Source organism: Zunongwangia sp. HGR-M22, from assembly GCF_027594425.1.
In the GTDB taxonomy this organism is placed as follows: Bacteria; Bacteroidota; Bacteroidia; order Flavobacteriales; family Flavobacteriaceae; genus Zunongwangia.
The window spans coordinates 2,438,462-2,451,525 of sequence record NZ_CP115159.1 but is presented as its reverse complement, the minus strand read 5'-3'; the positions used below and the strand labels follow the sequence as shown (position 1 = coordinate 2,451,525).

Annotated in this window: 9 protein-coding genes; 6 read left to right on the top strand and 3 right to left on the bottom strand. The window is 35.4% G+C overall.

Features of this window, described 5'->3' with window-relative positions:
• Positions 1-33: 33 nt before the first annotated feature.
• Positions 34-1,299: an aminotransferase class I/II-fold pyridoxal phosphate-dependent enzyme gene (locus PBT91_RS10735; RefSeq protein WP_270058466.1), complete on the top strand. Its 1,266-nt coding sequence runs from the start codon at positions 34-36 to the stop codon at positions 1,297-1,299.
• An 84-nt stretch (positions 1,300-1,383) separates the two neighbouring features.
• Here the strand turns inward: PBT91_RS10735 and PBT91_RS10730 are convergent, their stop codons facing one another.
• Positions 1,384-2,310: a transporter gene (locus PBT91_RS10730; protein ID WP_270058465.1), complete on the bottom strand. Its 927-nt coding sequence runs from the start codon at positions 2,308-2,310 to the stop codon at positions 1,384-1,386.
• 155 nt (positions 2,311-2,465) lie between these two features.
• Here PBT91_RS10730 and PBT91_RS10725 point away from each other — a divergent pair, with 155 nt between their 5' ends.
• Genes PBT91_RS10725 through PBT91_RS10710 form a run of 4 tightly spaced genes read left to right on the top strand, consistent with a single transcriptional unit; the run spans position 2,466 to position 7,943 of the window.
• Positions 2,466-2,714 carry a DUF4834 family protein gene (locus PBT91_RS10725; RefSeq protein ID WP_270058464.1) on the top strand — a complete coding sequence of 83 codons (249 nt, stop codon included), beginning with the start codon at positions 2,466-2,468 and terminating at the stop codon, positions 2,712-2,714.
• Positions 2,715-2,768: 54 nt separating this feature from the next.
• On the top strand, positions 2,769-5,183 hold the full coding sequence (locus PBT91_RS10720; protein ID WP_270058463.1) for a hypothetical protein: 2,415 nt from the start codon (positions 2,769-2,771) through the stop codon (positions 5,181-5,183).
• Positions 5,184-5,186: 3 nt separating this feature from the next.
• The gene (locus PBT91_RS10715) at positions 5,187-6,479 is read left to right on the top strand and encodes a glycosyltransferase family 4 protein (RefSeq protein WP_270058462.1); all 1,293 of its coding nucleotides are present in this window, start codon (positions 5,187-5,189) and stop codon (positions 6,477-6,479) included.
• Positions 6,480-6,482: 3 nt separating this feature from the next.
• Entirely contained in the window at positions 6,483-7,943 is a 1,461-nt protein-coding gene (locus tag PBT91_RS10710) for a lipopolysaccharide biosynthesis protein (RefSeq protein WP_270058461.1), read from the top strand.
• Positions 7,944-8,044: 101 nt separating this feature from the next.
• Here the strand turns inward: PBT91_RS10710 and PBT91_RS10705 are convergent, their stop codons facing one another.
• Together PBT91_RS10705 and uvrA are read right to left on the bottom strand one after the other, a co-directional pair.
• Positions 8,045-9,271, bottom strand: a complete 1,227-nt coding sequence (locus PBT91_RS10705) for a hypothetical protein (protein ID WP_270058460.1) — start codon at positions 9,269-9,271, stop codon at positions 8,045-8,047.
• Positions 9,272-9,442: 171 nt separating this feature from the next.
• Positions 9,443-12,232 carry an excinuclease ABC subunit UvrA gene (uvrA, locus tag PBT91_RS10700; protein WP_270058459.1) on the bottom strand — a complete coding sequence of 930 codons (2,790 nt, stop codon included), beginning with the start codon at positions 12,230-12,232 and terminating at the stop codon, positions 9,443-9,445.
• Positions 12,233-12,459: 227 nt separating this feature from the next.
• On the opposite strand from uvrA, the gene PBT91_RS10695 reads away from it, so the two are divergent.
• On the top strand, positions 12,460-13,044 hold the full coding sequence (locus PBT91_RS10695; protein WP_270058458.1) for an RNA polymerase sigma factor: 585 nt from the start codon (positions 12,460-12,462) through the stop codon (positions 13,042-13,044).
• Positions 13,045-13,064: the final 20 nt, after the last annotated feature.

Genomic DNA, 13,064 nt, shown 5'->3' with positions numbered 1-13,064 from the left:
CAGTATTTTTGCGGTTCGCATAAAAAAATTTCAATGAGAGATCTGTTTGATAAAATATATAAGGACAAAGGACCTTTAGGAAAATGGGCAGAACAGGCAGAGGGATACTTTGTGTTCCCAAAGCTGGAGGGGCCTATTTCTAACAGAATGAAGTTTAGAGGTAGAGATGTGATCACGTGGAGTGTGAACGATTATTTAGGTCTTGCTAATCACCCAGAAGTAAGAAAAGTAGACGCCGAGGCAGCAGCCGAGTGGGGTTCTGCTTATCCAATGGGAGCAAGAATGATGAGCGGTCATACTAGTTTGCATGAAAAACTTCAGGACGAGCTGGCTTCTTTTGTGCACAAGCAGGCTGCTTATCTTTTAAACTTTGGATACCAGGGAATGGTTTCTACGATCGATGCGTTAGTATCTAAACAAGATGTAATTGTATATGATGTAGATGCTCATGCTTGTATTATCGACGGTGTTCGCCTTCATTTAGGACAACGCTTTACGTATAAGCATAATGATATGGAAAGTATCGAAAAAAACCTGCAAAGAGCTACCAAAATTGCAGAACAAACCGGAGGAGGAATTCTTTTAATTTCTGAAGGTGTTTTTGGAATGCGTGGTGAGCAGGGAAAACTTAAAGAAATAGTAGAGCTTAAAAAGAAATATAATTTCCGTCTTTTTGTAGATGATGCCCATGGTTTCGGAACTTTAGGAAAAACGGGAGCAGGAGCAGGAGAAGAACAAGGTGTGCAAGATGATATCGATGTATATTTTGCCACTTTTGCGAAATCTATGGCTAGTACTGGTGCATTTATTGCGGGTGACAAAGAAATTATAGATTACCTAAAGTATAATTTAAGATCACAAATGTTTGCGAAATCGCTGCAAATGCAATTAGTGGTTGGAGCTTTAAAGCGTCTAGAAATGTTAAGAACTATCCCTGATCTTAAAAATAAGCTTTGGGAAAATGTAAATGCACTTCAAAACGGCTTAAAAAATAATGGTTTTGATATTGGTACAACGCAAAGTTGTGTAACACCTGTTTATCTAAAAGGTAGTATTCCCGAGGCTATGGCTTTGGTGAAGGATCTTCGTGAAAATCACGGTGTATTTTGTTCTATTGTTGTTTATCCTGTTATTCCAAAAGGATTAATCTTATTAAGAATGATACCTACGGCTTCTCACACTTTACAGGATGTCGAAGAAACTTTAGAAGCTTTTTCAGCAATTAGAGAGCGTTTAGAAAACGGAACTTATAAAAGGCTTTCTGCATCGGTAGAGGCAGCAATGGCCAATAAGTCATAGTACTTCAATTAAAGCAGAAGAATACTAATAATAAAAAAAATCCGCTGAATTTTTCAGCGGATTTTTTTATTTGGAAGCTATAATTTAGTAATTAAATTCATTGCGTTTGCCTTCTCTCGATAGCTCATTATTAGTTCTTATATCCTTATGAAAGTTTAACCGAACCGACAAGCCTGCCTGTATTTGCCATCGAGACGGTGTGTCTTTTACATTTGCCAAACCTGCAAGATCAAATTGTAAATAATCAGTAACTAAATAAGCCGCTCCAGCTCGAAAAAGATCGTCGGCGTATAAATCCCCAAATATAGCCTGATATTCTCCAAAAATCGCAAATTTGGGATTTAGAGCATGAGTTAGCGTTCCAATAAACTGGTAGCTTGGGTAGGTTTCAGTAAATTTCTCGGCAGTAAGATTCATAACCCAAACCCATCTACCCCAATTATGTTGAGTAATTAAAGTAACTTTTGGAGTATACTTGTTTTCACCTTCAAAGCGATAGGGATTGTCATCTTGTATCGTAACATTCGCACCACCGTAAAGTGAAACCGCAGGAATTAATTGTCGCCAATCGAATTTCTGATTTGCTTTCCAGCTTTTTAGATTTACTTCGCGACGATTATCACCATTTTTATAGGGATCGTAAAGTAATACTTTAGCTCCAATGGTATTAAAAGGAAAGTTACTTCTCTCGTAAATACGGTTTTGACCTCCCTGTAAAATGCTCGTTTCTTCAAATTGATATCTTCCCATAATGCTTAGTTCCAAAATATCAGCAAGAAAACCAGCTCTAAGCATATAGTTAGCTCCGTACAAATCGGTGTCTGTACCACGAAGATCATGGTTATTATTACCATAAAAGCCACCAGCTTCTAATTGGTAAACGCCTGTTCCTGCTGCAAAAGCACCTTGGGATTGGCCTGGTCTATTAGAATTAATGGTTTCTGTAAATTGCGCGTTGCATAAGATTGAATTTGCTAAAAAAGCGAATACAATAGCGGTTAGTCTGTGCATATAGTAAAGGTTTTTCATTCAAAGATAAATGAATTTATTTTTTATTTAAGATTGTAGGCTTTCCATTTCTAAGCCTTAATTTTTATTTTTGCTGAAATTAAAATTTTATGTTTCAGGCAGATTTTTCCGGAGTGATAAAAACGATACTAATAATTATGTTAGTATACTTCGGTTTCAAAATATTACTGAAGTATTTTGGGCCAATGTTGTTGAAGTATGCCATGAGAAAAATGGGAAGAAAATTCGAACAGCAATTTAGCCAGCAGTTTGGCGGTGGGCCACAAAGAACTCAGCAACAAAAGAGTGCAAAAGAAGGCAAGGTTAGTATAGATAAAGAGCCGAAAAATCGTAGAAAATCAAACAAAGAGGTTGGTGAATATATCGATTACGAAGAAATTGATTAATTTCGGGATTCTTAATTTGCGTGTCTCTTTTCGAGAGATAAAAAAAATCTTTAAATGGCTAAATTAAAACAGTTTCTTCCGCATCTTCTGGTTTTACTGGGATTTGTAATAATTGCCCTTTTTTATTTTAATCCGGTTTTAAAAGGAAAAGAAATTTTCCAAAGCGATATTGTTCAGTATATCGGCATGGCTAAAGAACAATCTGACTTTAGAGCGGAAACGGGTGAAGAGCCTTATTGGACAGATGCTGCTTTTGGGGGAATGCCAACTTACCAGTTAGGAGCTTACTATCCCCATAATTATATCAAAAAATTAGATTCAGTTCTACGATTTTTACCGAGACCGGCAGATTATTTATTTCTTTATTTTATTAGTTTTTATATCCTGCTGTTATGTCTAAAAATCGACTATAAATTAGCATTTCTTGGCGCTATAGCTTTTGGATTTTCTACTTATTTCATCATTATTCTTGGCGTTGGTCATAACGCCAAAGCTCACGCAATTGCTTATATGCCAATGGTTTTAGCAGGGATAATTCTTAGCTTTAGGCAAAAGTTTATTGGAGGTTTTAGTTTACTGGCTATTGCAATGGCTTTAGAAATACAGGCAAACCATTTCCAGATGACTTATTATCTATTGTTACTTGTTATCGTTCTTGGAATTGTTTATTTAATTGATGCCTTTAAAAAACAAAAACTTCCGCAGTATTTTAAAGCTCTGGGCGTAATGATAGTTGCAGTAATTCTGGCTATTGGAACTAATGCAACCAATCTTATCGCCACACAAGAATATACAAGCCATAGTACTCGTGGCGATACCGGTTTAACCATTAAACCAGATGGTAACGATAAACCTGAAGTTGGTTTAACCTATGATTATATTACCGAATATAGCTACGGAATATCAGAGACTTTAGACCTTTTTATTCCCGGTTTTATGGGAGGAAGTGGTGCTGAAGATATTGGTGAAGATTCTGAGTTATATTCTGAATTGCAAAAAATGGGAGCTTCTCCTGTTCAGGCGAAGAATTTTGTAGAGAATACGCCAACCTATTGGGGACAACAACCTATCGTTGCCGGGCCAGCTTATATTGGTGCGACCGTTGTATTTCTTTTTATTTTTGCACTATTTTTAATCAGAGGGCGATTAAAATGGTGGGTTGTAGGCGGAACTGTGCTTACACTTCTACTTTCTTGGGGTAAGAATTTTGGTTTTTTTACTGAATTTTTTATCGATTACGTGCCGCTTTACAACAAATTTAGAGCAGTTTCTTCTATTCAGGTGATTGTAGAGCTTTGTGTTCCTTTATTGGCGATTGTTGGATTATCCTGCCTTTTTGCTAATAAGCATACAAAAGAGGAAAAAATCGAAGCACTTAAATGGAGTGCTATAGTATCGGCAGGACTGGCTTTGGTTTTAATTCTTTTCAATTCGGTTTTATTTGATTTCAGTGGTCTTCGCGATGGTCAATTACGGCAGCAATTGGGTATGGATTTAATGAATGCACTTAAGGAAGATCGCCAGTCGATGCTCGTTGGTGATGCCATTCGTAGTTTTATTTTTGTTGCTTTAAGCGTTTTTCTTATTTGGTTTTATCTTCAGGAGAAAATCTCTAAAAAACTTATAATAGGTGGTTTTGCGATACTATTTTTAGCCGATTTAGTTCCGGTAGCTAGGCGCTATGTAAATGGTGACGATTTTGTGAATGCTCGGAAAATGGAAGAGCCTTATCAACCAAACGCTGCCGATCAGCAAATTATGCAGGACACTTCTAGATATCGAGTTTTCGATCTTAGCGGTGATCCTTTAACAAGTTCCCGAGCTTCTTATTTTCATAATAGTATTGGTGGGTATCACGGTGCTAAACCTGGTAGATTGCAGGATCTATATGATTTTTATATTTCACAGAATAACATGAAAGTTCTAAACATGTTGAATGTGAAGTATTTTATTATTCCTACTGAAAATGGTGTGCAGGCACAGCAAAACCCGGGAGTTTATGGTAATGCGTGGTTTGTTCGCGATGTGGTATGGGTAGAAGATGCAAATGCTGAAATCTTAGCCATTAAAGAAACAGACTTAAAGGATAGCGCTATTATCGATAATCGTTTTAAGAACGATATTAAAATGGATTTTGTTTATGATGAAGTTGGATCGATAGAATTGGTGAGTGAGCAGCCCAACGAATTGGTTTATAAAACGAAAGCTTCTATAAGGCAATTAGCCGTTTTTTCTGAAATGTATTACCAACCAGGTTGGCAAGCTTATATCGACGGAACAAAAGTAGATCATGTTCGCGCAGATTATGTGCTTAGAGCGATGAATATTCCGCAGGGAGAGCATACGGTGACTTTTAGGTTTGAACCTGAAGTGATTCAAACTGGGGGAACAATCGCTTTAACGAGTACACTTGTTCTGGTGATCCTTATCGTTGGTGGATTCGTTTTTGCCTATCGCAAAAAAGCATAGTTTATGAAAAAAGTGCTGATTATTACCTATTACTGGCCACCGGCTGGTGGTCCTGGTGTTCAGCGCTGGTTGAAATTTGTTAAATATCTTAGGGATTTTGGAATCGAGCCGGTAATTTATATTCCTGAAAATCCTAATTATCCTTTAGTGGATAAATCTTTTTTAAAAGAAGTTCCAGAAGATATCGAGATTATTCGTCGGCCAATTTTTGAACCGTATAAATTTGCTTCTTTTTTATCTAAAAAGGATACAAAAACCATAAGTTCTGGAATTATTAAACGGAAAGAAAAGCAGAGTTTTATGCAGAAACTGATGCTTTACATACGCGGTAATTTTTTTATTCCAGATGCTCGAAAATTTTGGATAAAACCATCGGTAAAATTTCTAAAATCGTATCTAAAAACGAGTGATATTGAGACTGTTATTACCACAGGGCCTCCGCATAGTTTACATCTTATTGGCTTAGAGTTAAAAAAAGAACTTGAATTGCAATGGATTGCCGATTTTAGGGATCCGTGGACGCAAATTGGCTACCAAAAAGAGCTGAAACTCACTAAAAATTCTGCTGAAAAACATCAAAGATTAGAAAGCAAAGTTTTAAATTCGGCTGATAAGATTATTACCACCAGTTTTACCACTAAAAAAGAATTTGCTTCAAAAACATCGAAACCTATCCATGTTATTACCAATGGTTTTGATACGGAGTTGAATGCTGAAACTAACCTTCAATTGAAATTAGACGAAAACTTCAGTATTTCTCATATTGGCTCATTACTTTCAGGTAGAAATCCTGCCTCACTTTGGAAAGTTTTAGCTGAGATTTCCGCAGAAAATAAACATTTCAGAAGCGATCTTGAACTGAAATTATACGGAGCGGTTAGTGATGAAGTGGTGCAAAGTATAAATGAAGCCGACTTGGAGAAAAACCTGCTTTTAGGTGGTTATATTAGTCATTCTGAAGCTTTACATCTTCAAAAAACATCTCAGATATTGTTATTGATCGAAATAAATTCCGAAGAAACTAAAGGTATTATTGCCGGGAAACTATTCGAATATTTAGCAGCAAAACGTCCAATATTAGCTATTGGGCCATCAGATTGGGATGTCGCCAGAATTATTGAAGAAACCTCTTCAGGAAAAAGTTTTCAATATCAAGAAGAAAAGGCTTTAAAAGAATTTATTTTAAGTTCTTATCAAAATTATCGTGAAAACAAACTACTTTCGGATAGCAAAAATATCGAGGATTATCATCGCAAAAACCTCACAAAAAAATTGGCGGAATTGATCAAAAAATAGAGTATGGGCGTAATAATTAACCAGTCGGTCAAAAATATGATGACCACCTATGCAGGTTTTGGCCTTGGTGCGTTAAACACGCTTTTTTTATATACTTATTTTTTAGATCAGCAGTATTATGGATTGGTAAGTTTCCTTCTTTCTGCGGCGAATTTAATGTGGCCGTTTATGGCCTTTGGCGTTCATAGTACCGTTGTGAAATTTTTTTCGAGCTACAAAACAAAAGAAGAGCAGGATAAATTATTAAATCTGGCTTTGATTCTGCCCTTAGCGATTTCACTTATTCTGGGGCTTATTGGTCATTTCACGTATGAGTTTTTATTGGATTATTTTTCTGACGGAAACGAACTGGTAAAACCTTATGTGTGGTTAATTTATCTTTTGGCGATTGCAACGGCGTATTTCGAAATCTTTTTTGCCTGGGCAAAGATTTACTATAAAAGCGTTTTTGGAAATTTTATGAAAGAAGTAGTACATCGATTGGGCACCACGATTCTGCTATTTCTTGTTTATTTTGATTTGCTGGCAGCAGATAATTTTATGTATGGAGTAGGATTGGTGTTTTTACTTCGATTATTGGTGATGGGCGCTTATGCATTTAATTTGCATCGACCTACGCTAAAATTTAGTTTTCCTTCTAATTTAAGTAGAGTTTTAAAGTATACTGCTTTAATACTTATCGCAGCATCGGTAGCTACGGCGTTGCTTGATTTGGATAAAGTGATGATTGAATCTTATTTGCCAATCGAAAATGTAGCAATCTACGGAATAGGAATTTATATTGCTACCGTAATTTCGGTACCGCAAAAAGCAATGCATCAAATTACCAATCCAATTACCGCGGAATATCTAAATACCCGAAACTTTGGGAAACTTGAAGATTTGTATAAAAAAAGCTCGATTAATTTATCGATTGTTAGTGCGCTTATTTTTATTCTAATTATTACCAACGTTCATACATTATACGAACTAATTCCCGAAGAATATTCACTAAGTATCCTGATCGTCCTTTTGATCTCTCTGGTAAAACTTTATGACAATGTTTTAGCGATAAATAATAGTATTCTATTTAATTCAGATTACTATCGATTGGTTTTAGCAATAGGCGTTTTATTGGTGCTATTGGCCTTTTTACTGAATTTATTTTTTATTCCACGATTTGGGATAGAAGGCGCGGCGATGGCTACTTTTATCGCTTTTTTTATTTATAATACTTCAAAGATTATCTTGGTACAGAAAAAATTCAAAATGAATCCTTTTACCAAGCATAGTATTTTATTATTAGGTTTATGCCTTTTATTTACACTTGTATTTTATTTTTGGGAATTCCCTTTTCATCCAATTTTAGGTATCGCGTTGAAGGGCGGGATTACGTCTATTTTATATATTTCTGCCGTATATTTTTTAAATTTTTCCGAAGAGATAAATACAATGCTCAGGTCGATCTTAGCCAAGATTAGGTAATATTTTTCAGTATATATTCAAGAGATATAAAAAAGAAAACCCCCGGGCTTTCGCCGCTGGGGGTTTTCCAACTAACCAACCAAAAAATTAAATTATGAACTCTAATCTCTACTTCTCACATTTTGTGCCGAAGTTCGTGAGCGGGTAGATTTTTTCGTGTTAATATTTGATCTAGAGCTTCTTGCAGATGTATTTCTACTACTTTTTGCTGCTCTTCTTACTTCTTTTTGCTGCGTTGGACGCTGCGCTTTTACCGTTCTCTGCGATCTGGTATTTGCACTTCTGGTGCTTGCGGTACGTTCTCTTTTCACTACGGCTGCTTTTCTTTGATTTGCATTATTATTTGAACTGCGAGGTGCGGTTCTTAATGATCGTGAATTTGTGCTTCTTCTAGAGTTATTAGTAGTTTCTGAAGCTCGCTTATTGGTGATTACCGCGTTATCTCTAGACCTGTTCGAACTATTATTTAAAGTACCTCTGGAAGTTGAACTTCTTCCATTTTTAGATCCAATAATCGCTTTGTTCCGATTTCTGGAAGAAGTGCTTCTAGTTGATCTATTATTATCTTTTCTTGAAACTTGAGACCTAGTTGCTACCCGGTCGCTTCTTCTAGAATTAGATAGATTAGATCGCACATCTCTACGCTCAGCAACTCTTCTTCCCCGGTTATAACTTCTCACTTTTTCTCCCGGTCTATAGAATTTTTTGTAAGATTTTCTGTTATGATGAGTATTATAATAATTTACATGTTTTACATAAGTGATTCGGTTTGGTTGATAGTAGGCTCTGTAAGGTCTATTAAAAACAATACTAAATCTTGATCGTGGTTTTCTATAATATCTATGCCATGGGCGATAAACATAATTACGATTGTAGGAGTTAATATAACCTCTATAGCCCGCGATTCTGTGATATGGGTCGTATTGTACAAATAGATTTCCTACGCTTATCACATAGCCGTAATTATCGTAATTTATAACAATATTACCCGCCTGTGCTATTCTTCCGTAGTAATCATAAAATATAGGCACTTCTTCAATCTGAATTACCGCACCAAAATCATCATACTGAATATATGGGTCGTAGTTATAACCTGAGTTAAAACTTATGTTTACATGAGGTACAGATATATTTACGACACTAGATCTTCTAAATGCGGGGTTATAATAGAAGTCGAATTCACCATTTGGATATACTGAAAATTCAACACCACCTTCCATAAAAATGAAGGAATTATTATAGCCATATCTGCTCGAAGTTTCATCGGCTTTGGCAATAGTTACCAGGCCTAGAAACAAAATCGAAAATATTAAGGAAAATTTTTTCATGGCTTTATTTTTAAATTAATACTGAAGTAGTAGCTATCTACATTTTGATAGAAACAAAGCGCGTGCCAAAAAAGAAAAAGGAGCCTTTTAGAGGCTCCTGTAAGTAATTTTAAAAAATTTGCTAAAACATTTTAATATTTTGAAGTCTAGTTGTTTAAAAACAAAAGTAAATTATTTTAGTTTAGGCTTTAAATAAGTAGCTGTATAGGAATCTTTATGTTTAGAAACTTCTTCTGGTGTACCTTGAGTAACTAGATATCCTCCGTTTTCACCACCTTCAGCGCCCAAATCTATCACGTAATCTGCACATTTAACCAAATCCATATTATGTTCAATCACGATCACGCTATGGCCCTTATCGATTAAAGCATTAAAGGATTTTAATAATTTCTGAATATCGTGAAAGTGTAATCCTGTAGTTGGTTCATCAAAAATAAATAGTGCCTTATCTTTTGTATTTCCTTTTACTAAAAATGAAGCCAATTTAATACGCTGTGCTTCACCGCCAGAGAGTGTTGAGGAACTTTGTCCTAGCTGAACATAGCCCAAACCAACGTCTTGTAATGGTTGAAGCTTATTAGCTATTTTATTTTCATTGTGCTCGTCAAAAAAGTCAATCGCATCATCGATGGTCATATTCAAAATATCATCGATATTTTTTTCATTGAATTTTACTTCAAGGATTTCCTTTTTAAAGCGTTTTCCATCGCAAGCTTCACATTGCAAATGAACATCGGCCATAAACTGCATTTCGATAGTTACTTCACCTTCACCTTTACAAGTTTCGCAGCGACCGCCATCAACATTAAAAGAAAAATGCTTGGGTTTATAACCTCTAATTTTTGAAATTTTTTGGGATGAAAAAATATTTCTTATGTCATCGTAAGCTTTAATATAAGTTACCGGGTTTGATCTTGAAGATCTACCAATCGGGTTTTGATCTACAAATTCGACCGATTTTAGGTTTTTAAAATCACCTTTAATTCCGCTAAACTGACCTACCTTTTCACCGTAACCGCCCAGTTGTTTTTGTACCGCAGGATAAAGTAATTTTTTCACCAGCGTACTTTTACCACTTCCTGAAACACCGGTTATCGCAGTAAATATTCCTAATGGAAAAGTGACATCAATATTCTTAAGATTATTTTCTCTTGCGCCAAGAATATTGATTTCTCGCGTCCATTTTTTTCTTTCTTTAGGAACTTCAATACGTTTTTTATCTGTAAGATATTGAGCGGTAAGTGAATCTGATTTTAGAATTTCTTTTAAGGTTCCTGTTGCTACCACATGACCGCCATGCGTACCAGCTTCAGGACCTATATCGATAATTTCATCAGCTTCCTTCATGATTTCTTCATCATGCTCTACCACAATTACGGTATTCCCTAAATCGCGTAGATTTTTAAGAACACCTATCAAGCGTTCGCTATCCCTGGGATGCAATCCAATAGAAGGTTCATCTAAAATATACATAGATCCCACAAGACTACTTCCTAAGGAAGTTGCGAGGTTAATACGTTGTGATTCTCCGCCAGAAAGGGTATTCGATTTTCTGTTTAGGGTAAGATAATCCAAGCCAACTTCAGATAAAAATTTAAGTCGGTTATTGATTTCAGTAAGCAGGCGTTTGGCAATTACCTCTTCATACTCGTCCAATTTCAGATCGGCAAAAAAAGCTCTTACTTTATCAAGTGGTTTTACTACAAGTTCAGTAATACTGGTTTCGTTGATTTTTACGTATTCGGCTTCCGGTCGAAGTCTTTTTCCATGGCAGGCCGAGCATTTTGTTTTTCCGCGGTAACGCGATAACATTACCCGATTTTGAATCTTGTAAGCTTTTCTTTCTAAAAAATCAAAAAACTGGTTTAAACCTTCAAAATATTGATTACCGTTCCAAACCAGATCTTTTTGCTCCTGGGTTAATTCGAAATAAGGTTTATGGATAGGGAAATCGAACTTATGAGAATTATTAATCAATTGATCGCGATACCAACTCATACTATCGCCACGCCATGGGTAAATTGCATTTTCGTAAATGGATAATCCTGTATTTGGAATCACTAAATCTTCATCTATACCAATAACGTCTCCATATCCTTCACATTTTGGACAAGCACCATAAGGATTATTAAAGCTGAATAAATGAACATTAGGTTCAAGAAAATTCATCCCATCCAACTCAAATTTATTGCTGAAGTGATGTAATTTATTATCTGAAAGTGTTTCTACAAACAATTCGTCTTTTCCTTCAAAAAATGCGGCTTCGATAGCATCGGCCAGACGATTATAGAAGTCTTCATCATCTTTTTTAATTACACGGTCGACAACTAAGGAGGTATTTTCAGGCTTCGCTTTACTTAAATCGGCTTCATCGATTCTAAGAACTTCATCTGCAATTTTAATTCGGCTATATCCCTGCTGTGCAAGAATTTTAATTTTTTCATCTAAATCTCTTCCTTCTTCCACAAAAATAGGAGCAAGTAAAAGGAGCTTTGTGCGCTCTGGAAATTCTTTAATGAACTTCACAACATCTGTTACGGTATCTTTTTTTACTTCTCTACCTGAAACCGGGGAAAATGTTCTACCGATACGTGCGTAAAGCAACTTCAGATAATCGTAGATTTCAGTAGAAGTTCCTACGGTAGATCGCGGGTTGGTTGAATTTACTTTCTGCTCGATCGCTATAGCAGGAGCAATACCCTTTATATAGTCAACTTTAGGTTTGTTTAGTCGCCCCAAAAATTGGCGTGCATACGAAGATAAACTTTCAACATATCGACGCTGTCCTTCAGCATATAAGGTATCGAAGGCTAAACTGGATTTACCCGAGCCAGAAAGGCCAGTAATCACTACCAGTTTGTTACGCGGTATAACGACGTTTATATTTTTAAGATTGTGCAGTTTGGCACCCTTAATAATAATATTTTCTTTGGGGTTTATTTTATCTAAATCAATATTCATGGTCTCTTTCTAGCAATAAGTATGCAAAGGTACTTAATCTATACCAGTGCGAAAAGCCATTAAAATCCTATAGTATTGTTAAAATTTTAAGCTTTCGTTTGCATTTCTTAAATTTTGTTTATTATATTTGAAGCCAATCTAAAAAACAACGTTGCCTATTAAACACAGTTACTTTTTATCTAAATAACCTATTCTAAGACAGGGTATATCCCTTTAAAAGTAACTGTATGGAAAAAACTAAGGTAACAGATGCCATTCTTGTTAAAGACTACATTAACGGAAACGAATTGGCCCTCTCAGAACTTATTCATCGTCATCAACAAAGAATTTACAGTTTCATTTATTCTAAGGTATTTGATAAGGATGTATCTGAAGATATTTTTCAGGATACATTCATCAAAGTCATTAATACTTTAAAAAAAGGAAAGTATAACGAAGAAGGTAAATTTTTACCTTGGGTGATGCGTATTGCACATAATTTAGTGATCGACCACTTTAGAAGAAATAAAAGAATGCCGAAATTTGATAATAGCGGTGATTTTAATATTTTTTCAGTTTTAAGCGATTCTGGATTAAATGCCGAAAAGCAAATTATTAAAGATCAGATCGAAACCGATTTGCGCGAAGTAATTAGAGAACTTCCTGAAGATCAATTAGAAGTGCTAACGATGCGTATTTACAAAGAAATGAGTTTTAAAGAAATCTCTGAAAGAACCGGAGTAAGCATTAATACGGCTTTAGGGAGAATGAGGTATGCTTTGATAAATCTTAGAAAAATTATCGAAAAGCATAATATGGTTTTAACAAATTAAAGTTGCAATAATACGTTATA